Origin of the sequence: Pantoea sp. (genome assembly GCF_032114055.1) — a bacterium.
Lineage (GTDB): Bacteria > Pseudomonadota > Gammaproteobacteria > Enterobacterales > Enterobacteriaceae > Pantoea.
Genome location: NZ_DAMCTB010000002.1, coordinates 226,387 through 251,592, shown reverse-complemented (window position 1 = coordinate 251,592; position 25,206 = coordinate 226,387). Strand labels below are relative to the sequence as shown.

General features: G+C 53.9%; 19 protein-coding genes and 1 pseudogene. 11 read left to right on the top strand and 9 right to left on the bottom strand.

Annotated elements, in window-relative coordinates; translation table 11 throughout:
- Positions 1–132: 132 nt before the first annotated feature.
- Both RT657_RS05320 and RT657_RS05315 read right to left on the bottom strand, forming a co-directional pair.
- Positions 133–1,128, bottom strand: coding sequence for a YsnF/AvaK domain-containing protein (locus RT657_RS05320; protein WP_313652946.1), 996 nt, complete (start codon positions 1,126–1,128; stop codon positions 133–135).
- A gap of 16 nt (positions 1,129–1,144) precedes the next feature.
- Positions 1,145–1,546, bottom strand: a complete 402-nt coding sequence (locus RT657_RS05315) for a DUF2382 domain-containing protein (protein WP_313652944.1) — start codon at positions 1,544–1,546, stop codon at positions 1,145–1,147.
- 531 nt (positions 1,547–2,077) lie between these two features.
- On the opposite strand from RT657_RS05315, the gene RT657_RS05310 reads away from it, so the two are divergent.
- From RT657_RS05310 to RT657_RS05300, 3 genes are all read left to right on the top strand, one after another.
- On the top strand, positions 2,078–2,590 hold the full coding sequence (locus RT657_RS05310; protein WP_313652942.1) for a DUF2501 domain-containing protein: 513 nt from the start codon (positions 2,078–2,080) through the stop codon (positions 2,588–2,590).
- A gap of 129 nt (positions 2,591–2,719) precedes the next feature.
- Entirely contained in the window at positions 2,720–3,355 is a 636-nt protein-coding gene (locus RT657_RS05305; protein WP_313652941.1) for a hypothetical protein, read from the top strand.
- Positions 3,356–3,370: 15 nt separating this feature from the next.
- Complete coding sequence (locus tag RT657_RS05300) at positions 3,371–4,039, top strand: MarC family NAAT transporter (RefSeq protein WP_313652940.1); 669 nt, start codon at positions 3,371–3,373, stop codon at positions 4,037–4,039.
- Between the two features lie 44 nt (positions 4,040–4,083).
- Here the strand turns inward: RT657_RS05300 and RT657_RS05295 are convergent, their stop codons facing one another.
- From RT657_RS05295 to RT657_RS05285, 3 genes are read right to left on the bottom strand one after another with little or no spacing between them, the layout of a single operon-like run.
- Positions 4,084–5,346: a cytochrome c gene (locus RT657_RS05295; protein ID WP_313652938.1), complete on the bottom strand. Its 1,263-nt coding sequence runs from the start codon at positions 5,344–5,346 to the stop codon at positions 4,084–4,086.
- Positions 5,347–5,350: 4 nt separating this feature from the next.
- Positions 5,351–7,120: a GMC family oxidoreductase gene (locus tag RT657_RS05290; protein WP_313652936.1), complete on the bottom strand. Its 1,770-nt coding sequence runs from the start codon at positions 7,118–7,120 to the stop codon at positions 5,351–5,353.
- 31 nt (positions 7,121–7,151) lie between these two features.
- A complete protein-coding gene (locus tag RT657_RS05285) occupies positions 7,152–7,880 on the bottom strand; it encodes a gluconate 2-dehydrogenase subunit 3 family protein (RefSeq protein WP_313652935.1) in 729 nt (242 codons plus the stop codon).
- A 684-nt stretch (positions 7,881–8,564) separates the two neighbouring features.
- Here RT657_RS05285 and RT657_RS05280 point away from each other — a divergent pair.
- The 3 genes from RT657_RS05280 (at position 8,565) to RT657_RS05270 (ending at position 13,081) form a co-directional block, all read left to right on the top strand.
- Positions 8,565–10,136, top strand: coding sequence for an ABC transporter substrate-binding protein (locus RT657_RS05280; protein ID WP_313652933.1), 1,572 nt, complete (start codon positions 8,565–8,567; stop codon positions 10,134–10,136).
- A 117-nt stretch (positions 10,137–10,253) separates the two neighbouring features.
- The gene (locus RT657_RS05275; RefSeq protein WP_313652932.1) at positions 10,254–11,756 is read left to right on the top strand and encodes a DUF853 domain-containing protein; all 1,503 of its coding nucleotides are present in this window, start codon (positions 10,254–10,256) and stop codon (positions 11,754–11,756) included.
- 26 nt (positions 11,757–11,782) lie between these two features.
- Positions 11,783–13,081 (top strand): DUF445 domain-containing protein, encoded by a 1,299-nt coding sequence (locus RT657_RS05270; RefSeq protein ID WP_313652931.1) that lies wholly within the window; start codon positions 11,783–11,785, stop codon positions 13,079–13,081.
- A gap of 211 nt (positions 13,082–13,292) precedes the next feature.
- On the opposite strand, the gene lptG is transcribed toward RT657_RS05270, so the two are convergent.
- Positions 13,293–14,369 carry an LPS export ABC transporter permease LptG gene (gene lptG / locus RT657_RS05265; protein ID WP_313652929.1) on the bottom strand — a complete coding sequence of 359 codons (1,077 nt, stop codon included), beginning with the start codon at positions 14,367–14,369 and terminating at the stop codon, positions 13,293–13,295.
- A complete protein-coding gene (lptF, locus tag RT657_RS05260) occupies positions 14,369–15,469 on the bottom strand; it encodes an LPS export ABC transporter permease LptF (RefSeq protein ID WP_313652927.1) in 1,101 nt (366 codons plus the stop codon). The genes lptG and lptF overlap by 1 nt, the downstream gene beginning before the upstream one ends.
- Before the next feature lie 268 nt (positions 15,470–15,737).
- On the opposite strand from lptF, the gene pepA reads away from it, so the two are divergent.
- The 4 genes from pepA to RT657_RS05240 all read left to right on the top strand — a co-directional run bounded on the left by pepA (position 15,738) and on the right by RT657_RS05240 (position 21,223).
- A complete protein-coding gene (gene pepA / locus RT657_RS05255) occupies positions 15,738–17,249 on the top strand; it encodes a leucyl aminopeptidase (RefSeq protein WP_313652926.1) in 1,512 nt (503 codons plus the stop codon).
- 65 nt (positions 17,250–17,314) lie between these two features.
- Positions 17,315–17,773, top strand: coding sequence for a DNA polymerase III subunit chi (locus RT657_RS05250; protein WP_313652925.1), 459 nt, complete (start codon positions 17,315–17,317; stop codon positions 17,771–17,773).
- 5 nt (positions 17,774–17,778) lie between these two features.
- The gene (locus RT657_RS05245) at positions 17,779–20,634 is read left to right on the top strand and encodes a valine--tRNA ligase (protein ID WP_313652923.1); all 2,856 of its coding nucleotides are present in this window, start codon (positions 17,779–17,781) and stop codon (positions 20,632–20,634) included.
- A gap of 79 nt (positions 20,635–20,713) precedes the next feature.
- Positions 20,714–21,223 carry a GNAT family N-acetyltransferase gene (locus RT657_RS05240; RefSeq protein WP_313653203.1) on the top strand — a complete coding sequence of 170 codons (510 nt, stop codon included), beginning with the start codon at positions 20,714–20,716 and terminating at the stop codon, positions 21,221–21,223.
- Between the two features lie 13 nt (positions 21,224–21,236).
- Here RT657_RS05240 and miaE read toward each other — a convergent pair.
- Positions 21,237–21,470: pseudogene (miaE, locus tag RT657_RS05235) on the bottom strand (tRNA isopentenyl-2-thiomethyl-A-37 hydroxylase MiaE); the annotation flags it as partial.
- 914 nt (positions 21,471–22,384) lie between these two features.
- Here miaE and RT657_RS05230 point away from each other — a divergent pair.
- Entirely contained in the window at positions 22,385–23,539 is a 1,155-nt protein-coding gene (locus tag RT657_RS05230) for a hypothetical protein (protein WP_313652922.1), read from the top strand.
- A gap of 21 nt (positions 23,540–23,560) precedes the next feature.
- On the opposite strand, the gene RT657_RS05225 is transcribed toward RT657_RS05230, so the two are convergent.
- A complete protein-coding gene (locus RT657_RS05225) occupies positions 23,561–25,159 on the bottom strand; it encodes a DNA methyltransferase (RefSeq protein ID WP_313652921.1) in 1,599 nt (532 codons plus the stop codon).
- Between the last annotated feature and the right edge of the window lie 47 nt (positions 25,160–25,206).

Below are 25,206 nucleotides of genomic sequence, written 5' to 3'. Positions count from 1 at the left end.
GAAGGTATTGTGCAGTTATCCGTTTTATTTTCCCCCAACGCAAAAGAGCCAGCCTTGCGGCTGGCTCTTCCTTGCATCTTCAGCATCGGCTATCAGTGATACCCGTCAGCACCGGTTGTCAGGATCGGTGCCTCAGTGCGAATGGTCATAATCGCGGTGATGCAGTTTGTTCTCTACCTTATCCTTCACTTCGCTGGCTTTCTCGCCTACCTTCTCCGTCAGGCTCTCTTTATGGTCGCGGTTATGTGCGCCGGGTGACTGCGAAGCGGCTGCAGGTTTCACCCCTGCCGTTGTACCCGGCAACTCACTTTCCAGACCACCTCGTGCATGGTCGATATCCACTTCCTGACGACGGACTGTATCATTAATGGTCTCGGTACGGTCGCTGCCGTCGGTGCGTACCACCACTTCTTCTTTCACATGCGCCGTTTTGTTAATCACCGGCTGCTCATGGGTCTCAGCGACCTCGACGGTTTTCTCCGACCAGTCCACTTCGCCGGCCAGCGCGGGTTCGTTCACCGAGCGGCGGAAAATGTCGGCGTGCTGCTCATGCAGTGAGATCTCTTCAGAGACGGTATCGGTTACCGTATAGCGGCGCACACGCGTGGAGCCCTCGCTGACCAGACGTTTACCCACTTCTATCTGCTCTTCAGCCAGACGCAGAATATCGGCTTCGCTCTCATCGCCGGTCAGCGAGGTGCGTCGCGGTTCCGCCTGGCGTTCGTTCGTCTCACCGGCAAACTGCTTACCGGCTGTCGGGTTGATGCCCGGCGCGCTGGTGCCGCCTTCCAGTGAACTCTGCATTCTTGATGGTACATCCACCGAGTCATGCGAATGGAGAATCATCATGGCGCGAGCCAGCTTCTCCTCCTCAGTACGGATAGTCAGCACTACGCCGCCCTTGTCCATCGCCCGGGTATAAACATCCGCCTGATCCTGATCGACGGTATGACCAAACAGGCGCTGCCACAGGCTCGGATGGCGGACTGACTGCCCTTCCTGCTCTAAACGTTCTCCACTGATAAGACTGATGTCCCGATCGGAAAAGCCTGCTTTTACGAGATTTCTTTTCGCGGCCTCTGCCTGATTTGCAGAATCGAACAGTGTTACGATTTTTTCCTGTGCCATGATAGGTTCCTCTCTGTTAGCGGTTTTGATCGTCATCTCTTTCAACCTTTACCTGCTGCTCACGTCGTGTTACCACTTCCTGAAAAGGAACACTTTCCTGCACTTTTCGGATGTGGATCTCCTTTTTAAGCACCAGTTTTCTGACAATCTGGATTTCTTCTTCAACTACCGGGACAATCAGTACACCATTTTCTTCCCTGATGTCGGGCATCGTCTCTACGGGTTGTGATTTTGCTACATGCTCAACCTCAACCTTATCCCGGTTAAGCAGTGTACTGATGACCTCGTCATGCTCCGTTGTGGAACGGGTGACCCGGACATGTCCATCCACAATCTTTTGCTTCGTCAGGGCTATTTCCTCTTCAGCGAGTTTAAGCGTGACCTCTGCAGAATTATTGTGTTCTGGCTGCCCAGCCATATTGATTCTCCCGTTAAGATTAAATATCTGCCACAACTGCCTGACACAGTGATTAAGCATGAACACTCTCGCTGATTTCGCAAGCCGGAATAATAAAATTTCCAGCAGGTAAAATTTATATTCAGCCCGATCGTTAACATCGTTAAAATTAAAAACCCTGTTTTAACCGCTACGCTAAAAATATAAAATACATTAAAAACAGCGAGATAAAATCAGATAATTTCACCAATAAATAGTTGCCGACAGGTACATTACGTTATAATTCACATCGCTAAAATGCCAAAAAAATTAGCAGCAACCAGGACAATTCCTGCCTTAACGGGCGAGAATATTAAATAATATTTCAGCGCCAGATCTTTATTTACACGAACATCACATTTCGCGGCGAAATAACCAAAGCCGCGCTGCATTCTGTTATTTTTCGCCATTATTACAGAAGAGTCTTAAAGTCGAATTAAATAAAAAAGTTCAGGAACTTTCTGCGCCTCTGCTTCTCTTAGCAAAACTGAATAAGCAGATACCGAGGTAAAGATGAAACAGGCACAACGCAGTGTGTGGGGATGGGGACTGGCTGCGCTTCTGGTGGCAGGCAGTGCTTCGGCGGCAAGCTGGCAGGATCAACTGAGCAGCGCGGCGTCGCAACTCAGCCAGCAGAACAACGCTAACACCACCAGCAGCGCCACCCAGCAGAACGGCGGGCTGTCGCTCTCTTCGATTACCAGCCTGCTGGGCGGCGGTGACAAAGCGGTCAGTGCCAACAGCATGACTAACGCCGCTGGCGTGATGCAGTACTGCGTCGAGCACAACGTGGTGAAAAACAATGTGCAGTCGGTGAAAGATCAGGTACTGAGCAAGCTTGGCCTGAACACCACTACCGCGCAGGAGCAGAAAACCGATTACACCCAGGGTGTGGCAGGCCTGCTCAATACCGGCAACGGCCAGCAGCTTAACCTGCAGAGCCTGAGCAACTCGCCGATGGGTGAGAAGCTGAAAACCAAAGCCTGTGACGTCGTCCTGAAGCAGGGCAAAAACTTCATCTCCTGATCCCCTTCTCTCTGCTCCTCTCTCTGCCGCGAGGGGAGTATCAAATGCCCCGATGCTGTGACGCCTGACATTCCCTTAACCTGGGGTTGGGCGCTATAGTGTTGTTTTGGTTTCTACAGGACAGCACGCATGAAAGGCATCAACATCGCACTTTACTTCGACCCCGATCAGATTCAGGCCTGCGTTCACCAACAGGATGGCAGCTATCTCAGTAAAAAATTCGAGTATGACGATGGCGTGATTGAAGAAATCTACCAGTGGCTGGAGCAGTACGAACCCAACCGTACCCACATCTGCCTGATTGAAAATGAAACCGCCGAGCTGCTGGCCGATGAGCTGGTCGACAGCGGATATCGCGTCCATCAGGTCACCATGCACCAGCTACTGAGCTGGTTCGCCGCAGAGCCGCCGTCGACGCCCGATGGCACGCCTATGCGCGCGATGCTGCGCTTCCTGGAAGATGAACATCCGCGTGAATATGAGTCGCGTACCCCGCAGACCGAAGCGCTGATGGAGATGTTCGATGAGCTGGATGCGCTGGAGATGGTGGAAGATGACACCGATGAAGACACGCTGTCAGCCGACCTGCTGCGCGCCATGAAGAAGCACCGGATCACCGCCAGCGCCGCCGCGCAGCGTCTGCTGCCGGAGGTAAACGAACGTATCCGCGAACATCTGATGCAGTATCCCGAACTGATGACGCCCGAAATCCTGCAGGACTTCTTCCCGGAACTGCTTGAGGCGCTGGAGCGGCCGAAACACTAATCGGGGAGATCACCGATGCTGGAACTGATTAAAGCGGTCAGCCTGGGGCTGGTCGTCATCCTGCCGCTGGCTAATCCGCTCACCACCGTAGCCCTGTTTTTAGGGCTGGCGGGCGAGATGAACTTCCAGGAACGAAACCGTCAGGCGCGCCAGGCGTCCCTCTATGTCTTCGCCATCATGATGGTGGCCTGGTACGCGGGCAACGCGGTGCTGCATACCTTTGGTATCTCCATTCCGGGCCTGCGCATTGCGGGCGGGCTGATCGTCGCCTTTATCGGTTTCCGGATGCTGTTCCCGGCGAAGCCGGCGGGTCATTCGGTTGAGGCGAAGCAGAAGCTGGATGAGCTGGATGAGGCCAAAGAGCCGGTAAATATCGCGTTTGTGCCGCTGGCGATGCCGAGCACCGCCGGGCCGGGTACGATCGCGATGATCATCTCTTCTGCCTCAACGGTAAAAAGCGGCGTTGATTTTCCCGCCTGGGTGATCAGCGTCGCGCCGGTGCTGACCTTCCTGCTGGTCAGCCTGATCCTCTGGATCTCACTGCGCAGTTCAGGGGCCATCATGAAGCTGGTCGGGAAAAGTGGCATTGAGGCGATCTCGCGCCTGATGGGATTTTTGCTGGTCTGTATGGGCGTGCAGTTTGTCATTAATGGCGTACTGGAAGTGGCGCACACCTTTCACTAAGAGATAGCCCCCTCTCACCTTAACAGAGGGGGCCATCTGACCGGTTACTTCAGCGTTTTACGCACGTCAGCAACCTGATCGCGACTCACCGCAGGCGCGGTGTTACTCCAGCCCTGACGAATAAAGGTCGCCAGCTGCGCGACTTCATCATCACTCAGCCGTCCGGCAAAGCCTGGCATCGCCAGTTTTGACGGGGCTTTCTCCGTCGAGGGCTGCTGCGCCCCGGCCAGAATGGTGTGGATCAGCCCGGTGGGATCCTTAGCGTTCACGATAGTCGCCTGATCCAGCTCCGGGAAGACGCCCGGGGCGCCTTTACCAGTGACGAAGTGACAGGCACCGCAGTTATCCAGATAGAGACGCTCGCCTTCGCTGAGGTTCTTCGCGGCGGTGAGTTTCGCTTCGGTCGCCTGCTGCGCCTGCACGTTGACCGCCTGCAACGACGGGTTACCGCCCAGGAACTTCAGGTACGCCGCAATGGCGTTGAGATCGGCGTCGGTCATGTGTGAGCTGCTGTGTTCCACCACCGAGGTCATCTCTCCGCCAACCGCCGCTTTATCGTTGCGCCCGGTCTGCAGGTAATCCACTATCTCCTGCTGGCTCCAGTGCGGTATCCCGCGCAGTGACGGCACTTCCCAGTGGTTCAGGCTGCCGCCTGCCAGGAATTGATCGTCACCGCTGTCCAGAGCTTTCTCGTTCATGCCCAGCCCGCGCGGCGTATGGCAACTGCCGCAGTGACCCAGGCTCTCAACGATATAGGCGCCGCGATTAATCTCGGCGGACGCGCCGCCAATCGGCTGGAACGGCTTATCGGAAGTGAACGCCCAGTTCCAGAACCGCATCCCCCAGCGCTGACTGAACGGGAAACTCAGATCGGTTTCCGGCGGCTGCTCCGCGCTCGGCTGCACGCCTTTCATAAAGTAGACATAGAGCGCATGGATATCGGCATCGCTGATTTTCGCGTAATCCGGGTACGGCATCGCCGGATAGAGGCGTGAGCCGTCCGGCAGGATCCCTTTGCGCACCGCATCAGAGAACTGCTGCTCGCTGTAGTTACCGATGCCGTGCTGTTTATCCGGTGTGATGTTGGTCGAGAAGATGGTGCCGAGGTTCGACTCAATCGCCAGGCCACCGGAATAGGCAGGCTTGCCGGGCAGCGAGTGGCACGCCATGCAGTCACCCAGCCGGGAGAGATATTCGCCCTGCTTGATCAGTTGCGCCTCATCTTCGGCGTGAGCCGGCAGCGCAAAACCGCTGGCCAGCAGCACCGCGTTGGCGAACATAATAGATTTCAGTTTCAGCTTATTCATGCGCTTATGCCTGTACCAGTGGACCGGGATTTTTCAGGTAGTGATCTTTGATCGCCTGTGCCGCCATCAGGGTAATCGCACCGATGGTATCGGTCGGGTTCGCCTGGAAGTTCTGCGGGAAGGCGTTGCCGCCCGGCACAAAGACGTTATGCACATCCCAGCTCTGCAGGTACTTGTTGAGCGCCGAGGTTTTCGGGTTATCGCCCATCACCGCCCCGCCCACGTTGTGGGTGGAGACATATTTGGTGATATCGAAATCCGCGCCCATCGGCAGGAAGCTCATGCTCATGCTGTCCGGGTTCAGCTCTTTGGCGATGTTGCCGACGATACCCTTCAGGTGCTGCTGCAGCTTCAGCTCATTCTCTTTCCAGTTAAAGGTCATGCGCAGCAGCGGCAGTCCGCGGTGATCGTTGTAGTTCGGATCGAGATCCAGATAGATATCGCGGTAAGACTGGCAGGTGGTGGTGATGCTGATCTTCATCGAATGCCCGTACCACTCCTCCAGTCCCTCTTTATAGCCCATGCCCCAGGATGGCGTGCCTTTTGGCAGCGCGGTACTGATCGGCGTTCCGGTCGCCTGAGAGCTGTGGATCTTCGCGCCGCCAAGGAAGCCCAGCGACGGACCGTCGAAGTTGCCTGGCGAGATATCGTTGAACATCTGGCCGGTCGCGCCCGCGGTGGCATAAGGATTGAAGTGCTTATCTTTGAAGAACAGGGTCGCGCCGCCGTTCGACAGGAACGCATAGTTGCGGCCGACCACCCCCTCTTCGGTGATGGGGTTATAAGGCTTGCCGATACCGGAGAGCAGCATCAGACGCACGTTGTAGAGCTGGAAGCTGCTCAGCACCACGATTTTAGCGGGCTGGAAGCACTCGTTGCCCTGCGCATCGATGTAGATCACCCCTTTCGCGGTTTTCTTATCATCGTTCAGCACGACCTTGATCACTTCTGCGTTCACTTCATAGGAGAAGTTCGGCATACGCTTCAGCGAATCCATTACCGCAGTCTGTGGCGAGGCTTTGGAGTAGTTCAGGCAGGGGTATTTGCTGCAGTAGCCGCAGTAGTTACACGGGGCGATCTGGTTGCCGTAGGGGTTTTTCCACGCGCGCGACACACAGGCCGACGGGTTCGGGAACGGATGATAACCCAGCTTCGTGGCCGCCTCTTTAAACATCACGTTGTTCAGCGTGTCATCCAGCGCAGGCAGCGGATAAGGCTCAGAACGCGGACCTTCAAAGGGATCGCCGCCTTCCAGAATTTTGCCGCGCAGGTTGCCTGTGTTGCCCGACTGACCGCAGATCAGTTCGAATTTATAGTAGTAAGGCTCAATCTCTTCCCAGCTGAACGGGAAGTCCATCACCCGCATATCTTCCTGCAGGATCCCCGGCTTGTAAGCCTGATCCACGTAGGTCTTGAGTTTGATATCGGTCGGGGTCGGACGGATTAAAACCGCCGTCCAGTGCATCCCGGCGCCACCCACGCCCGTGCCCGGCGCAAACGCGCCCCACTTACGGGTCGGCAGCGCCGTCTGGCTGCTGTTGTAGCGCACGGTGACCGCCACTTCGGCGGGGGTCGCAAACACCTTGTTGCGCACCGCATAAGCATATTCATCCGCCGGTTTCGGGTAGGCGAATTCGTCATAATCGCGCTCGCCGCCGCGCTCCAGTGCGCGTACTTCCAGACCTGCCAGCGCCAGCTCGATGCTCATCAGCGAGCCTGCCCAGCCGAGGCCGCAGACCACGACGTCGACTTCTTTCTTAGTAACCTGTGCCATGATAATCCTGTTTACCTGATGTGGAAGCGCCTTATGCGCGTTCGCCCTTGATGCTGACCGGGCCCAGCGGATAAGGCACGTTGTGCTGTTTCACCCATTCGGTGAAGCTGGCACGCGCGCCAGGGAAGCCGATGGCGATCCAGGCTTTCATGCCTTTATTACCGCCGTACATCGGGTCGGCCAGGTAGCCATGTTTGGTATCTGAGAGCAGCTGGCTGAAGAAGTGAGCCGGTTTGAGATCGGCCTCGCCCAGCGCGGCAAAATCAATCTGGTTTTTGTTTACCTGGGTCAGCACCGCATCTTTCTCCTCCAGCGTCAGCGCATGGAACGCTTTCTGGTGGGTGTTCTGCGACCACTGATCGATCAGCCGGATCCCGGTCTTGTAGATCTGCTGAGGACGAAACGGGATCTGGTAGCCCAGCGTCGCCGGTGCCTGGGTATTAAATGGCCCCTGCAGATAGATCTCGCTGCCAAAATCTTCGCTGTGCAGCTGCTGGTCGATGAAGATCGGCACGTTGGTTTCCAGCGCGCCTGGCGCTTTACCTTTGCCGCCCGCCGGAATCAGTCGGTCCGTCGCGGCCAGAATAAACTGCCACTCATCCGCACTGAAAAAGATCGGTTTGTAATCGGCTAACTCGGGAGCGGCCATTTCTGCAGCCTGCGCCGCAGTAAGGCCTTTGAAGACCAGTTCACTGAGCGGCAGCGCAAGCAGTGAACCGAGCAAAAATTTACGCCTGGTGGTGGGTTTTTCTAACAGCATATCCGCACGACTCTCATCTGCTGAATACCTGGCTTATCCGTTCTGGCGCGAAAAAATGCGTGCCGGCGGAAAAGGGTCCGCAGAGATAAACACACAAGACAGACGACGGCAGAACAGGGAAAGGCAGGTAAAATTATGGTTCGGTGACTAACGGAACATATCGGTTAATAACCTGGCAATCTTAGGGATATAACTATTTCTGAATGTAAAAATTGAATTTAAAATATTTCAGAGTAAAGGTTTATCATGCTGTTGCGGAGGGGTAACAAAGAGGTTAAAGATTTATAACGGGGAAATTGCCAATAAAACCTTATAAACATCGGGTATTTAGCTGTTTTAACGCAAAAATGAGGGTTGTTATTTTCATTCCGTCATCATCACCCAAAATAACCAATAAAAAAATATCATATTTTCCTGCACGATTATCCTGCCAGGTACTTATCCTGGCGTAATATCCATGAAGATGCCATCAGACAATGTGCAATCTGTCATCGTCTGCGGTCAGCTTTTTTAATTCCTCCTGTTCTTTGCGTCACGGTATAATAACGAAAAGATACTATTATGCTTTATTTTTTGCCTGGCTGGCGACGCAAAATATTGTGCAAAGCATAGAAAAAACCGGCATTTTGAGATTATCCGCCGCCCGGTAGTGTAGAGCACATCGACGACTCAGGACCTTTTCCGATGCGCAAAACGCTCTTCTCACTCTTTACCGCTCTGGCGCTGTCTCACGCCGCCCACGCCGCGACGCCTGCCGATACGCTGGTGGTCGCCGTTCCGCTGGATGGCATTATCAGTTTTGACCCGGCCGAAAGTTTTGAAACGGTCAGCAACAGCAGCCTGCGCAATATCTATCAGACGCTGCTGGCGCCGGATCATCAGGATCCGCAGCAGCTCTCACCACTGGCGGCCACGCGCTGGCAGCCGGGGAAAACGCCTCACAGTCTGGTGTTTGACCTTAACCCACAGGCCCGCTTCGCCAGCGGCAATCCGCTGACAGCCCAGGATGTCGTCTTCTCCTTAACCCGTGCGGTGAAGCTCAACAAAGCGCCCTCTTTTATCCTGGCCGAGTTTGGCTGGACGCCGGAAAACATCGACCAGCAATTCACGGTGATCAACGATCATCAGCTTGAACTGCGCTGGCCTGCGCAGATCGGCAGCGATCTGGCGCTGCGTCTGCTGACCGCGCCGGTCGCCTCGATTGTCGACAGCAACGTGGCGCGGGAGCACGCCAGCAATAATGACTACGGCAACGGCTGGCTGAAAACGCACTCCGCCGGCAGCGCGGCGTATGCCATCCGACAGTTTGTGCCGCTGCAGGCGCTGGTGCTGGAGGCGAACCCCTACAGTACGCAGAAGCCGCACCTGAAACGGGTGCTGCTGAAAGGGGTCGCCGATCCCGGCAGCCGCCGCCTGCTGCTCCAGCAGGGCGATGTGGATGTGGCTTATCAGCTCGGCTCGGACCAGATTGCGGCGCTGAAAAGCGTGCCGGATGTGCGCGTGGATGCTTTCCCGTCCAGCCTGATTTACTACGTCGGCTTTAACACCCAAAACCCGCAGCAACCGGCGCTGGGCAATCCGGCTCTGTGGCAGGCGGCACGCTGGCTGGTCGACTATCACAGCCTGGCAAACCAGCTGCTGAAAGGTCAGTACCGCATTCATCAGAGCTTCCTGCCAGACGGGTTCGACGGCGCGCTGAACAGTACGCCGTTCCACTACGATCTAAAAAAGGCGCAGGCGATCCTGCAGAAAGGCGGCATTAAGCCGGGCACCCGCATCGCACTGACGGTGGTGAACCAGCCCCCTTACATTGACGTGGCGCAGGCGCTGCAGGCGAGCTTTGCCAAAGCGGATGTGCAGCTCGATCTCCAGCCGGTGGCGGAATCAGCGCTCTGGAGCAAAATGCGCAGCCGTGACTTCCAGGCAATCTTCACTTACTGGGGCGCGGACTATATTGATCCCAATACCAACGCCAGTACCTTTGCTTTTAACGTGCCGGGCGGCGGCAAAACCCTGGCGTGGCGCGTCGGCTGGTCCATCCCGGAATTAAGCGCGCAGACCCGTGCCGCCGCCGGAGAAGGCGACGCAGTGAAGCGCCGCAGCCTCTACACCGGGCTGCAGACCCGCATCCAGCAGGATTCGCCGTTTGTCGTGCTGTTACAGGGCGCGGTTCAGGTGGCGGTTCGCAGCAATCTCAGCCATCTGCAGCAGGGCATCGGTGTCAGCCTGCTTAATTTCGAAGCGGTACAGAAGTAAACCCGCTTCAGGCCGCTGCGTGACAGGCAGCGGCCCCTTTTCTGTAAGATTGTTCTCCTCGTGCAGACCTCCGGCTTGCTATCCTTCAGGCATACCCTTTAGCCAGGAGTGAAAAGCATGACTGCCCCGCTACTGATTGCGCGTACCCCCGACACCGAACTTCATCTGTTACCGCAGATGGCCAACCGCCACGGCCTGATCACCGGCGCGACCGGGACCGGTAAAACCGTCACGCTGCAGAAGCTGGCCGAAGCGTTCTCCACCAGCGGCGTGCCGGTCTTTATGGCCGACGTGAAAGGCGATCTGACCGGTGTGGCGATGGCGGGTCAGTCCGGTGAAAAGCTGCAGGCGCGACTGGCAAAAATCGGCGTGACCGACTGGCAGCCGCAGAGCAATCCGGTGGTGCTGTGGGATATCTTCGGCGAGAAAGGTCATCCGGTACGCGCCACCGTCTCCGATCTCGGGCCGCTGCTGCTGGCGCGGCTGCTGAATCTGAATGAGGTACAGAGCGGCGTACTGCAGATTATTTTCCGCATCGCCGATGACCAGGGGCTGCTCCTGCTGGACTTCAAGGACCTGCGCGCCATGACGCAGTACATCGGTGACAACGCGAAAAGTTTTCAGAGTCACTATGGCAACATTAACAGCGCCTCGGTCGGTGCCATCCAGCGCGGACTGCTGACGCTGGAGCAGCAGGGCGCGGAACACTTTTTTGGCGAACCGATGCTGGATATCGCCGACTGGATGCGCGTCGACAGCAACGGCAAAGGCGTCATTAATATCCTCTCCGCCGAGAAGCTTTATCAGATGCCGAAGCTCTACGCCACCAGCCTGCTGTGGCTGCTGTCGGAGCTCTATGAACGCCTGCCGGAAACGGGCGACCCTGATAAGCCAAAGCTGGTTTTCTTCTTTGACGAAGCGCATCTGCTGTTCAACGACGCGCCGCCGGTGCTGCTGGAGAAGATCGAACAGGTGATGCGGCTGATCCGCTCGAAAGGCGTCGGCGTCTGGTTTGTGACGCAGAACCCGGCCGACATCCCTGACCGGGTGCTGGGCCAGCTTGGCAACCGCGTCCAGCACGCCCTGCGCGCCTTTACGCCGCGGGATCAGAAAGCGGTCAGAACCGCGGCCGAAACCCTGCGCACCAATCCGGCTTTTGACAGCGTGGAAGCGATTCAGGCGCTGGGCACCGGTGAAGCGCTGATCTCTTTCCTGGATGAAAAAGGCAGCCCGTCGGTGGTGGAACGCGCAATGGTGATTGCGCCCGGTTCGCGCATGGGGCCGGTCACCGGCGATGAACGCAACGGTCTGATCAATCACTCCCCGCTGTATGGTAAATATGATACTGAAGTCGACCGCGAATCGGCGTTTGAAAAGCTGCAACAGGGTTTCCAGGCCGCCAGCGAGCAGGCCAGCGCGCCGCCGGCCAAAGGCAGCGATGTTGCCGTCGACAACGGCATCCTCGGCGGACTGAAAGATATCCTGTTTGGTCATACCGGCCCGCGCGGCGGCAGACATGATGGGGTGGTGCAGACGATGGCGAAAAGCGCCACCCGCCAGATCACCAATCAGATCATCCGTGGCGTACTCGGCAGCCTGCTGGGTGGTCGTCGCCGGTAAACCCGGCTCTCTGCTAAGATCAGGTTATGGATAAACAACACGAACTGAAACGGATGAAGCGCCTGGCCCTGCTGCTGTTGCTGCTGGCCGCCGCCACCTTTGTTGTCACCCTTTTTCTGCCGCCCGGCTTCTGGGTCAGCGGGGTTAAAGCGATTGCCGAGGCCGCCATGGTCGGCGCCCTGGCAGACTGGTTCGCCGTCGTGGCGCTGTTCCGGCGGGTGCCGGTACCCTTTATCTCACGCCACACCGCCATTATTCCGCGCAACAAAGATCGCATCGGTGAAAACCTGGGCCGCTTCGTCCAGGAGAAGTTTCTGGATACCGATTCGCTGCTGAATCTGATCCGCCGCCACGATCCCTCACAGCTGCTGGCGCAGTGGCTGAATACGCCCGGTAACGCCGACCGTATCGGCCGCCATCTGCTGCAGGTGATGCGCGGCTTTCTTGATCTCACCGATGACGCGCGCATCCAGACCTTTATGCGTCGTGCGGTGCATCGCGCTATCGACAAGGTGGATCTCAGCCAGACCAGCGCCATGGTGCTGGAGAGCCTGACCCGGAATAACCGCCATCAGGCGCTGCTGGACGCGGCCATCGATCAGCTGCTGAAGCTGCTGCACAAGCCCGCGACCCGCGAGTTTATCGCCCTGCAGCTGGTGCGCTGGCTGAAGCGCGAGCATCCCATCAAAGCCAAAATGTTGCCGACCGAGTGGCTGGGCGAACACAGCGCCGAGCTGGTAGCGAACGCGGTCGACTCCCTGCTGGATGATGTGGCAAGGGATCAGGGGCATGAGCTGCGCCTGGGCTTTAACCGGGCGGTAGAGAAGCTGATTGTCAGACTGCAGAACGACCCGGAAATGGCCGCACGCGCCGAAGAGATTAAAGGCTGGCTGAAAGAGGATGCCGCCTTCAACCGTTACATCGGCGAGCTGTGGAATGATATGCGCAGCTGGCTCAAGGCCGATCTCAGCAGCGAGGATTCGCGCGTGCAGGAGAAAGTGCGTGGTGCAGCCCTGTGGCTGGGGGAAACGCTGGCGGCCGATCCGGCACTGCGCGACTCTATGAACCAGCATCTGGAGCAGGCGGCGCGCAGCGTGGCGCCGGAGTTCGCCAGCTTCCTGACGCGTCACATCAGCGACACCGTGAAGAGCTGGGACGCGCGCGATATGTCGCAGCAGATCGAACTCAATATCGGCAAAGACCTGCAGTTTATCCGTATCAACGGCACGCTGGTGGGCGGCACCATCGGCCTGATCCTCTATCTGCTGTCGCAGCTGCCCGCGGCGCTGCCGGTGGTCTCAGGCTGGATAAGCCGCATCGCCTGAAGTCACTTACAGCCGCTGTCACCGTCACGCCGGACGACTGCCGGACCTAAAATGAGAGTTACACACCTCCTGCTGCCATAGCGGGCCACGGATGGCCACACGGTCACCGCTACGCCGGACGACGCCCAGGCGTAAAGCCGCGGGAGCCCCTGTAGCCCGGGTACAAAAAAGGCCGCTATCGCGGCCTTTCCTTTTACTGCCTTTACTTCGCTTAACGCCGCTTAATCAGCATAAACATACTGATCGCGAAGAATGCGAAACTTGGCAGAATCGCGCCCAGAACCGGCGGCAGACCATAAACCAGGCTCAGCGGGCCGAATATCTGATCCAGTACGTAAAACAGGAAGCCAAAACTGATACCGGTCACCACCCGCACGCCCATCGACACGCTACGCAGTGGACCAAAGATAAACGACAGCGCCATCAGCATCATCACTGCCACCGACAGTGGCTGGAAGATTTTGCTCCACATATTCAGCTGATAACGTCCCGCTTCCTGACCGCTCTGCTTCAGATACTTACTGTAGCTGTGCAGGCCGCGAATCGACAACGCATCGGGATCCAGCGCCACCACACCCAGCTTGTCTGGGGTCAGGTTGGTCTTCCATTCGCCGCTCAGGCTCTGGGAGCCGGTGATCTGTTTCGGATCGGTCAGGTCTGACTCATCCACCTGCGACAGCAGCCAGCGCTTTTTAGCCGCATCCCAGGTCGCCGTCGCCGCGTAACGTACGCTCTGCAGACGACGCTGATCGTTGAAGTTATAGATGCTGACGCCATCAATCTGATTGTCGCCTTTAATGCGCTCAATGTAGATGAAGTTGTTACCATCTTTGGCCCACAGACCGTTCTGCGTTGAAACCAGTGCGCCGCCGTAAAGTTGCTGAGCCCGGTAGTTACGCGCCATCTGCTCGCCCGACGGTGCCACAAACTCACCAATCGCCATCGTCAGCAGCACCAGCGGAATCGCTGTTTTCATGACGGAGAGCGCAACCTGCATGCGGGTAAAGCCCGCCGCCTGCATTACCACCAGCTCGCTGCGCTGCGCCAGCGCGCCCAGCCCCAGCAGCGCACCCAGCAGCGCCGCCATCGGGAAGAAAATCTCAATATCTTTAGGCACGCTGAGCAGAGTGTAATAACCGGCGCTCAGGGCGCTGTAGCTGCCCTGGCCGGTCTTGCGCAGCTGGTCGACGAACTTGATGATGCCGGAGAGCGACACCAGCATGAACAGCGTCAGCATGATGGTATTAAAGATGGTTTTACCGATATAGCGGTCAAGAACGCGAAACATCAGACCGACCCTCCGCGGGTAAAGCGGGCGCGAATCCGACGCATCGGCACCGTATCCCACAGGTTAAGAAGCACCGCCAGCACCAGATAGCTGATATTCACCACCCACATCCAGATGCCCGGATCCAGCCGTCCTTTCGCGCCGCTCGACTTAAGCGAGCTTTGCAGCAGGAAGAAGATCAGATAGAGCAGCATGGCAGGCAGCATCGACAGCACCCGGCCCTGGCGTGGATTCACCACGCTGAGCGGCACTACCATCAGCGCCATCACCAGCACCGAGAAGACCAGCGTCAGGCGCCAGTGCAGTTCAGCCCTGAAATCAGGGGTTTTATTCGCGAACAGTTCACGCAGACTCGCCTGTTCGGAATCGTTGGGATCGAGCGTCGGTGCTTTGTAGCCAATCACTGCCTGATAATCGTGGAAGTCGGTGATGCGGAAGTCGCGCAGCAGCGCGGTGCCCTCAAAGCGCGAGCCTTTATCCAGCGTCACAACCTGAGAGCCATCTTTACGTTGCTCCAGATGACCGCTGTCGGCCAGCACCACGGAAGGCCGTGCATTGCCTTTTGGCCGCAGCTGCGCCAGGAAGACGTTACCAAACTGGTTACCCTTTACATTCTCGACAAAGAGCACGGCGTTGCCGTCGCTGGAGGTCTGGAACTGTCCGGCAGCCATCGCCGCTGCACCCGGGTTCGCCTTGGCATTCTGCGTCACCTCATCCTGATAGCGGGATGACCAGGGCCCCAGCCAGATAACGTTGACGGCTGCTACCAGTGAGGTAAACAGCATCAGCACCATCGCGGCTTTGACCAGCACGGCCTTGCTCAGGCCGCAGGCGTGCATCACGGTAATTTCACTTTCCGTGTAGAGTCGTCCCAGCGTCATCAGGATCGCCAGAAACAGACTTAAGGGCAGTATAAGTTGTGCCATTTGAGGCACACCCAGTCCTAACAAGGTCAGAACGAGATTTGTCGGCACTTCGCCATCCACCGCGGCACCCAGGATCCTGACTAACTTCTGACAAAAGAAGATGAGCAGCAGGATAAACAGGATAGCCAGCTGGCTTTTGAGCGTTTCCCGAACCAGATATCTAATGATGATCACGCTTAGTACGCCTGTGAAAACTTGTCTTTTTGCAGGAAAATCGCTAGTTTCAACGCTTATCAGCCATTTTTCTTCATCAATGGCCGTCGTCGTAGCTAAAATTGTATGAAAAACGCGTCCGGGTGGTGAAAAAACAACATCTTGTCACCCTGATTCATTATGACCTCCAGCGGCAGAATGTCATGCTGCGACAATGAATAAATGGGTCATGAGCGCGCTACATTCTAGCGGCAGCAGCGGCCGTTGTCTTTAAGATTCAGGAGAGTGCATGGAGTTCAGTGTAAAAAGCGGAAGCCCGGAAAAACAGCGCAGTGCCTGCATTGTTGTTGGTGTTTTCGAACCGCGCCGTCTGTCACCGATTGCCGAGCAGCTGGATAAAATCAGCGACGGCTACATCAGCGCCCTGCTGCGCCGCGGCGAGCTGGAAGGAAAAGTGGGCCAGACACTGCTGCTGCATCATGTGCCAAATATCCTGTCTGAGCGTATTCTGCTGATTGGCTGCGGTAAAGAGCGCGAGCTGGATGAGCGTCAGTACAAGCAGGTGATCCAGAAAACTATTAATACGCTTAACGACACCGGTTCAATGGAAGCGGTCTGCTTCCTGACCGAGCTGCACGTCAAAGGCCGTAATACCTACTGGAAAGTGCGTCAGGCGGTGGAGACCTCAAAAGAGGCGCTCTACAATTTTGATCAGCTTAAGAGCAATAAAGCCGAGCCCCGTCGTCCACTGCGCAAACTGGTCTTTAATGTGCCAACCCGCCGTGAACTCACCAGCGGCGAACGGGCGATTCAGCACGGATTAGCCGTTGCTGCCGGTATGAAAGCTGCGAAAGATCTGGGCAACATGCCGCCCAATATCTGCAACGCCGCCTATCTGGCGTCGCAGGCGCGTCAGCTGGCTGATGCCTTCAGCAAAAATGTTACGACCCGGGTGATTGGCGAACAGCAGATGAAAGAGCTGGGCATGAACGCCTACCTCGCCGTCGGTGCCGGTTCGCAAAACGAATCGCTGATGTCCGTGATCGAATACAAAGGCAATCCGGACGCCGATGCGCGCCCGATTGTGCTGGTGGGTAAAGGGCTGACCTTTGACTCCGGCGGCATCTCTATCAAGCCTGCCGACAGCATGGACGAGATGAAGTATGACATGTGCGGCGCGGCGGCTGTCTATGGTGTAATGCGGATGGTGGCAGAGCTGAATCTGCCGCTGAACGTGGTGGGCGTGCTGGCCGGATGTGAAAACATGCCGGATGGCCGCTCAATGCGTCCGGGCGATGTCCTGACCACCATGTCAGGCCAGACGGTGGAAGTGCTGAATACCGATGCCGAAGGTCGTCTGGTGCTGTGCGACACACTGACTTACGTCGAACGTTTCGATCCGGAATTAGTGATTGACGTAGCGACGCTGACCGGTGCCTGCGTGATCGCGCTGGGCCACCACATCAGCGGCCTGCTGTCGAACCACAATCCGCTGGCGCATGAGCTGATCAGCGCCTCGGAGCAGTCGGGCGACCGCGCCTGGCGTCTGCCGATGGCAGATGAGTTCCAGGAGCAGCTGGAGTCCAACTTTGCCGATATGGGTAACATTGGCGGCCGTCCCGGTGGCGCGATTACCGCAGCCTGCTTCCTGGCCCGCTTTGCCCGCAAATATAACTGGGCACACCTGGATATCGCTGGCACCGCCTGGCGCTCCGGCAAAGCCAAAGGCGCGACCGGCCGCCCGGTTCCGATGCTGTCGCAGTTCCTGTTAAATCGGGCTGGATTAAACGGCGACGATTAAGCGCCCTCTTTTCTGGCAGCAGGGGCGGATCTGATTCCGCCCTTAATCTTCTGATGAGCTAACCGATGAAAAACGCAACCTTCTACGTGCTGGAAACCGATGCCCCCAGTGATGGCCTGAGCGCCGTTGAAGCGCTGGTGTGCGATCTGGCAGAAACACGCTGGCGGGCCGGAAAGCGGGTGTTGATCGCCTGCGAAGATGAGCAGCAGGCCATTCGTCTGGATGAGGCACTGTGGCAACGGCCGGCGAACGCCTTTGTGCCACATAACCTGGCGGGTGAAGGCCCGCGCTATGGTGCGCCCGTCGAGCTGGCCTGGCCTCAGCGTCGCGGCAGTGCCCCGCGCGACCTGCTGATTAGCCTGCTGCCCCACTTCGCAGATTTTGCTACTGCTTTCCATGAAGTGATAGACTTCGTTCCTCACGAGGATGCTCTCAAACAACTGGCGCGCGACCGCTATAAAGCGTATCGCAGCGTTGGATTCCAATTGAATACGGCAGCGCCACCACAGCCGCAAACGACATAGCAGAAATGGAAAAGACATATAACCCGCAAGATATCGAGCAGCCGCTTTACGAGCATTGGGAAAAGCAGGGCTACTTCAAACCGAATGGCGATACCCGCCAGGAAAGCTTTTGCATCATGATCCCGCCGCCGAACGTTACCGGTAGCTTGCACATGGGTCACGCCTTCCAGCAAACCATCATGGACACCATGATCCGTTACCAGCGCATGCAGGGAAAAAATACGCTGTGGCAGGCAGGTACCGACCACGCGGGCATCGCCACGCAGATGGTGGTTGAGCGCAAAATTGCGGCTGAAGAGGGAAAAACGCGCCAGGATTATGGCCGCGACGCCTTCATCGACAAAATCTGGCAGTGGAAAGCCGAGTCTGGCGGCACTATCACCCGTCAGATGCGCCGTCTGGGTAACTCCGTCGACTGGGAGCGCGAACGCTTCACGATGGACGAAGGGCTCTCCAACGCCGTTAAAGAGGTGTTTGTTCGCCTCTATAAAGAGAACCTGATCTACCGTGGCAAACGCCTGGTGAACTGGGACCCGAAACTGCGCACTGCGATCTCCGATCTGGAAGTGGAAAACCGCGAGAGCAAAGGCTCGATGTGGCACATCCGCTATCCGCTGGCTGAGGGTGCAAAAACGGCCGACGGTAAAGATTACCTGGTGGTGGCGACCACCCGTCCGGAAACCCTGCTGGGCGATACCGGTGTGGCCGTTAACCCGGAAGATCCACGCTACAAAGATCTGATCGGCAAATTTGTCATGCTGCCGCTGGTGGGCCGTCTGATCCCGATCGTCGGTGACGAACATGCCGACATGGAAAAAGGTACCGGCTGCGTCAAGATCACCCCGGCGCATGACTTCAACGACTATGAAGTCGGTCGTCGTCATCGCTTACCGATGATCAACATCCTGACCTTTGATGGTGATATCCGCGAACGCGCGCAGGTCTATGACACCAACGGTGAAGCGAGCGACGCCTGCTCTGACGAGATTCCGGCCGCGTTCCAGAAAATGGAACGCTTCGCCGCGCGTAAAGCGATTGTCGCCGCCGTCGATGCGTTGGGCCTGCTGGATGAGATCAAACCTCACGACCTGACCGTACCTTACGGCGACCGTGGCGGCGTGGTGATCGAACCGATGCTGACCGACCAGTGGTATGTGCGCACGGCCCCGCTGGCGAAAGTCGCAGTTGAAGCGGTGGAGAACGGCGACATCCAGTTCGTGCCAAAGCAGTATGAAAACATGTACTTCTCCTGGATGCGTGATATTCAGGACTGGTGTATTTCCCGTCAGCTCTGGTGGGGTCATCGTATCCCGGCGTGGTATGACGAGAACGGTAACGTCTATGTTGGCCGCACCGAAGACGAAGTGCGTGCAGAGAACAACCTGGCCGCCGATGTGGCGCTGCGTCAGGATGATGACGTACTGGATACCTGGTTCTCCTCAGGCCTGTGGACCTTCTCCACTCTGGGCTGGCCGGAAAACACCGAGGCGCTGCGCACCTTCCACCCGACCAGCGTGCTGGTCAGCGGCTTCGACATTATCTTCTTCTGGATTGCCCGCATGATCATGCTGACCATGCACTTCATCAAAGATGAAAACGGCAAACCGCAGGTGCCCTTTAAAACCGTCTACATGACCGGCCTGATCCGTGATGAAGAAGGTCAGAAGATGTCGAAATCCAAGGGCAACGTGATTGACCCGCTGGATATGGTCGATGGCATCTCGCTGGAAGATCTGCTGGAAAAACGCACCGGCAACATGATGCAACCGCAGCTGGCAGAGAAGATCCGTAAACGTACCGAGAAGCAGTTCCCGGACGGCATCGAGCCATCCGGCACCGATGCGCTGCGTTTCACCCTGGCGGCGCTGGCCTCTACCGGCCGCGACATCAACTGGGATATGAAGCGCCTGGAAGGGTATCGCAACTTCTGTAACAAGCTGTGGAACGCCAGCCGCTTCGTGCTGATGAACACCGAAGATCAGGATTGCGGACAGAACGGCGGCGAAATGACGCTGTCGCTGGCCGACCGCTGGATCCTGACCGAGTTCAACCATACCGTGAAAGCGTACCGCGAAGCGCTGGACAGCTATCGCTTTGATATCGCTGCCAACATCCTGTATGACTTCACCTGGAACCAGTTCTGTGACTGGTATCTGGAGCTGACCAAGCCGGTGATGAACAGCGGCAGCGAAGCGGAACTGCGCGGCACCCGCCATACGCTGGTACATGTGCTGGAAGCGCTGCTGCGTCTGGCGCACCCGATCATTCCGTTTATCACTGAAACCATCTGGCAGCGTGTCAAAGGGCTGAAAAACATCAGCGACGACACCATCATGCTGCAGCCGTTCCCGCAGTACGATGCGGCGAAAGAAGATGCCGAAGCGAAAGCGGACATCGAGTGGATGAAACAGGCGATCGTGGCGGTACGTAATATCCGTGCCGAAATGAACATCGCTCTGAGCAAGCCGCTGGATGTGCTGCTGCGTGACTGCTCCCCTGCCGCGCTGCGTCGCGTCGAGGCGAACCGCAACTTCCTGTCGCGCCTGGCGCGTCTGGAAAGCCTGACCATCCTGCCTGCGGGCGAGAAAGGTCCGGTGTCAGTGACCAAGCTGGTCGAAGGCGCAGAGCTGCTGATCCCGATGGCGGATCTGGTGGATAAAACCGCGGAGCTGGAGCGTCTGGCGAAAGAGCTGGTTAAGCTGGATGTGGAGATCGAGAAGATCGAGACCAAGCTGGCGAACGAAGGCTTCGTTTCGCGCGCGCCGGAAGCGGTGGTGGCGAAAGAGCGCGAGCGCGTCGCTGATCTGCAGCAGTCAAAAGCAAAACTGATTGAACAGCAGGCGGTCATTGCGGCATTGTAAGCGTCTTAGCTGACAGCTTATTCTTAAAGCCGGGCTTGCCCGGCTTTTTTATTGACCTCGTACAAATCCGGAAGAGATGATGACGACCAGCGCCAACCCGCTTTCTGACCTCCAGGTGCGGCCAATTACTGCCGCCGATAATCCGCATATTGCCCAGGTGATCCGTGATGTCTCCGCCGAGTTCGGCCTGACGGCGGACAAAGGTTATACCGTTTCCGATCCTCAGCTCGACCAGCTGTTTGAGCTCTACAGTGCCGAACAGAGCGCCTACTGGATCATTGAGTTTCAGGGTAAGGTCGTCGGCGGAGGCGGTGTCGCCCCCCTCGCCTGCAGCGCACCCGATATCTGCGAACTGCAGAAGATGTATTTTCTGCCAGCCATACGCGGTCAGGGACTGGCGCGCGAGCTGGCGCTGCGGGCGATGGAACATGCACGCCGTCACGGCTTCCGCCGCTGCTATCTGGAAACCACTGCCAGCCTGACGCGGGCGATTAAACTGTATGAGTCGCTGGGCTTTGCACATATCGACGCCGCAATGGGCTGCACCGGCCATGTTGACTGCGAAGTGCGAATGCTGAAAGCGCTGTAACAGCGGAACAGGTTCAGAACGCCGGCACGCCGCTGTGAAAACGGAGTTCGGTGTCCGGCTCGCTGATTAACCGCCCTTCCGTGACGCCAATCGCCTGCACCCGTGGCGTGATATCTTTCGCCGCAATCTGCGCCGCCAGGGTCAGATAGTCCTGATAGTGCCGCGCCTCGGAGCGCAGCAGCGACAGATAGAACTTCGCCAGCTCATCATCAAGATAAGGCGCCAGGCTGGCAAAACGCTCGCAGGCTAATGAGTTGCTCTCTTACTGCCAATTCTGCTGACGATTTTCAATCTAAAATGAGAAATATTTTAATGATGAGGTTTAAAATATTAATTAGCCGTTTCAGTGAGACTATTAAAGTCGCATCAGTTCAGTATAATGTGGTCCATCACAATAGATTGCTCGCGAAAAAACCGCTGACACAGGCCAGTTAAACCAGTTTTTGCCCAGCCAGCCAATTACGTAAAAACGATCATACATCTGGCAGTGCAGGAAAAAGGATTTTGCTCCATAAATAGAATATTAGCGTAAACGCGAAACGACAGGAAATAAAAATAAAACCGACTGAAACAGGAGAAGCTATATAAGAATGTCATCCGTTTCTCCGGACAGAGGGGAAGTGTTACGGCTTAATACTTTTTAGTAAAAAATGAACATAGCTACGCCGTTTTCACCTGTGAGTCGCCTGAAAAAAAGCATGTCAGCTTCTCTTGGCTAAAAACCTCTTTTCAACAAAGAGCTAAACTACGTAAAAAACACCAAATATCCGATGTGAAATTTATACTGGGTCATATATTGCGCATCAAATGAACAATTAATAAACAACTGGAAAATACCCAATCAAAGTATTGTAAAAGACGCTCTGTTCATTTCAATTCAAAATCAGTATTATCCATTAAATATTTTCCGCAAGATTGAGTTTCGACATATTTTCTGTTATCGATTTTCAGCCTTCAGGCTAGCTTTCAGCAAAACTTACACTTGGTTATGGTTAATACAGGAAAATATTACAACCTAATGGCGGAATGTAAACCTAAACATCGGTTGCTTCAGGGCCTCATCAACAGTATATGTTGATCAGCTCAACAAAAAAGCTTTTTTGTATTTTAAAGTATAATGTTAGTGTTTGTTGATTTAAAAATTCAAGGGGATAAGACACTATGCAATTCAATGAACTACATAGACTTTTTGAAAAAAACGATACGGATTTACATACACTTCAAAAGGAAGAAAATTTTAGCAGATATTTGCTGGTACGCTCTTTGGATAGCCATCATTTAATGGAGCTACTGGAAAAAAACGGCATTCAGAAATCAGAAAGTAATAAAACCGTTCTCTTATATGAGAAAATATTCAATTCCGATGTTTCGGAAGACGATTTAATAGATTATATTAAGTGTAAATATCCTGAAGTTCGCGATGAAAGGCTTGAGCAAGAGATTCATCTTCCGGAGATAATCAAGGAGTATGGTGAAGTTAAATGTGGTGTCAGAAATGACAATCTTAATGACACAGCTAAACAGCTTGTTCGCGATAAAAGCATTAGAACTAAGCAAGATCTGGAGATTAAAGTCGATAAATTACTTCAGGGAACGATCAAAGGATATATTCTTTGGCAGTACTATAATCAGGTGACAAATGATCTTGTAGAACATATATTTAATAACCATGCTAATGTAATTCCTACACTCCGGAAGATAAAATACGTAGATTTCATGGTCAAAATTGATGATAAAATCATTCCTTTTGATCTGAAAATCACCCATATATCGGATGAATTTTTTGACTTATTCACAAAAGGAATTTCAGAATCATCTGGTGGTGACGACTCATTCTCAATCGGCGAAAATGCTTCGGAAATAGAGATAATAAAAAACCACTATAAAAAATATAAAAAATCTTATAACCTTCCAAATTTTGGAGGACTTAAAAAAGATGAACTTATTAAAATATTGCTAGAAAAATCGCCTGATGTCAGCAATGATTTTGTTAACGATTTTTTTAAAAACAGACGAGATTTGGTTAATAAACTTTCTAAACATCTAAAAAAAGTTGAGTGGTGGAATTATAAATTTCAGGGTGAGCGTCTTTTCAAAAATAACAATAGATTTTTTGTGTTTTTGGCTTATAAGGATTCACTCGAAGATGCAAGGCCACTAAAAGGTAATTTAGAAGAAATTTCTAAACATGTTACGGAGAAACTCAATGACATATCCAGTGGCAATTTAAATGAAATAAAATACTACTATACTAAAGACAAAGGACTTGAAGGCGCCTATATAGTTAATTCGGTATCGGTGCTGGTAACAGATTAACGCGTAAAAATGACAGTGGCTTTACGCCGCTGTCATTTTTGGTGCCCACAATCCATTTTCAGAAATAACAAAATTATCCAAAAGCACCGACATAAAATTAACATTATGGAAAAGAATGTGATTACTGAAGATATGAACGAGAAGATGCATAAAAATCTCATTGGTTGTTGCAGATCGCTTTTCTAAAAGCTCCTGCGTCTTCCATTTTACCAGTTTTATCGTTTCATCGAGGCCTAACTCAGTAAGAGTCGGCCTTTCTTTGGTTTTTTTAAACGTAATTAAAACATCGCCTTTAATGGTCATTTTCCTGTTCAACTGACGTGGCGAAAACGTTTTTTGCGTCAACAGTTTTAGCTCATGTAAAGTGAAGCCAGCTTCAAGACAACCACGGGTTATAGCATACCATTCACCACCTGATATAGAGTGAAATGTAATGCTGAAATATTTTTCAGGGCCAAGAACCCGATATATTTCTTTTACGCACTTATTTATATCATCGGTAAACTCTTCAATTCTCTTATTTCTTATTTTAGCGTCAGTTACAACAACTTCATTACTGTAATCAATTTCCTTTTGCAACCAGGTGTTCCATATTATGCTTTGTTCAAAATAAGGGACAGAGTCTCCGTATGGTGGATCTGTGAATATGTAATCAATTGAGTTATCCTGAAATGGAAGATTTTTTGTATCACTTTGAGTAATCAAATAACCACGAGTGCTATTAGTGAACTTTTTTGTATCAATTACTTTTCCCAGATCTGTTATGCAGCTTACATTATTATCTTTTTGGTAAAAATCAAGCTTGCCAGCGATCGCCTTTGCGACTCTGTTTTTAAAGTAGTGGAATACATTGTTTTCAAGATAAGTATTGCCAATGTAGAACCCTGTCATCCAGGCTCCCGGAGCCATAGGTCCACGTGAATTTATTGGCGGTACAAGTTTAGAGCAATTAGCTAAATTAGAGGTAAAAACAAGCATCGCAAAGTCACGAACTAATTTGTTTTCGATACTCTTTATTCTATCGAATAATGAAATGTGACAAACCAGCGTTCTTTTCGTAAACAATGAATCAGTTGTCATATTGTCCAACGCGCTAATCCGGCCATTCCGTATTAGTTCTGCACATGGATGAGGTGGCATCACAATATTATCTTCTGACTCTTTTAATTTTAAGGCTTCACTCTTTTCAAAGTTGTATTCAACCCCCGCTTTTGAGCAGGAGCAATTGACTTTGTTCATTAGCGGTGAATCGTCTTTTCCTCTAAGCGTAGCTATAACGGCGGCTTTTTTCCCGCATGATGGGCAAATTGTAGTGAACCATCGCTCATTTAAGTAGTTTAAATCTTTAAGTATTTCATTAATTTCATTTTTAAATTCATCAATATCGATATTTTTTTCGAGCAACTGTTCTTGTATAAATACTGACGCAGGATTTAGATCATTACCTATAGCGTTACGTCCATTGATGTATGCTTCGCACACGAAAACGCCATAACCGGCAAAAGGATCAAGAACTAAATCACCTTTTTTTGAGTATTTTTCAATTAAATGTAGCAAATCGCCTGAAGGTTTTTTCCCCCAATATTTATGCATCTCATAACGTGCAGATTTTTGCTTCATTAAGTACCTCGTAAGGGATTTTATTATCAGGTATACTGCAGATAAAC

Excerpts from the sequence above, each read along its gene's own strand:
- RT657_RS05320 (WP_313652946.1), bottom strand. The coding sequence starts at position 1,128 with ATGGCACAGGAAAAAATCGTAACACTGTTCGATTCTGCAAATCAGGCA.
- RT657_RS05315 (WP_313652944.1), bottom strand. The coding sequence starts at position 1,546 with ATGGCTGGGCAGCCAGAACACAATAATTCTGCAGAGGTCACGCTTAAA.
- RT657_RS05310 (WP_313652942.1), top strand. The coding sequence starts at position 2,078 with ATGAAACAGGCACAACGCAGTGTGTGGGGATGGGGACTGGCTGCGCTT.
- RT657_RS05305 (WP_313652941.1), top strand. The coding sequence starts at position 2,720 with ATGAAAGGCATCAACATCGCACTTTACTTCGACCCCGATCAGATTCAG.
- RT657_RS05300 (WP_313652940.1), top strand. The coding sequence starts at position 3,371 with ATGCTGGAACTGATTAAAGCGGTCAGCCTGGGGCTGGTCGTCATCCTG.
- RT657_RS05295 (WP_313652938.1), bottom strand. The coding sequence starts at position 5,346 with ATGAATAAGCTGAAACTGAAATCTATTATGTTCGCCAACGCGGTGCTG.
- RT657_RS05290 (WP_313652936.1), bottom strand. The coding sequence starts at position 7,120 with ATGGCACAGGTTACTAAGAAAGAAGTCGACGTCGTGGTCTGCGGCCTC.
- RT657_RS05285 (WP_313652935.1), bottom strand. The coding sequence starts at position 7,880 with ATGCTGTTAGAAAAACCCACCACCAGGCGTAAATTTTTGCTCGGTTCA.
- RT657_RS05280 (WP_313652933.1), top strand. The coding sequence starts at position 8,565 with ATGCGCAAAACGCTCTTCTCACTCTTTACCGCTCTGGCGCTGTCTCAC.
- RT657_RS05275 (WP_313652932.1), top strand. The coding sequence starts at position 10,254 with ATGACTGCCCCGCTACTGATTGCGCGTACCCCCGACACCGAACTTCAT.
- RT657_RS05270 (WP_313652931.1), top strand. The coding sequence starts at position 11,783 with ATGGATAAACAACACGAACTGAAACGGATGAAGCGCCTGGCCCTGCTG.
- lptG (WP_313652929.1), bottom strand. The coding sequence starts at position 14,369 with ATGTTTCGCGTTCTTGACCGCTATATCGGTAAAACCATCTTTAATACC.
- pepA (WP_313652926.1), top strand. The coding sequence starts at position 15,738 with ATGGAGTTCAGTGTAAAAAGCGGAAGCCCGGAAAAACAGCGCAGTGCC.
- RT657_RS05250 (WP_313652925.1), top strand. The coding sequence starts at position 17,315 with ATGAAAAACGCAACCTTCTACGTGCTGGAAACCGATGCCCCCAGTGAT.
- RT657_RS05245 (WP_313652923.1), top strand. The coding sequence starts at position 17,779 with ATGGAAAAGACATATAACCCGCAAGATATCGAGCAGCCGCTTTACGAG.
- RT657_RS05240 (WP_313653203.1), top strand. The coding sequence starts at position 20,714 with ATGACGACCAGCGCCAACCCGCTTTCTGACCTCCAGGTGCGGCCAATT.
- RT657_RS05230 (WP_313652922.1), top strand. The coding sequence starts at position 22,385 with ATGCAATTCAATGAACTACATAGACTTTTTGAAAAAAACGATACGGAT.
- RT657_RS05225 (WP_313652921.1), bottom strand. The coding sequence starts at position 25,159 with ATGAAGCAAAAATCTGCACGTTATGAGATGCATAAATATTGGGGGAAA.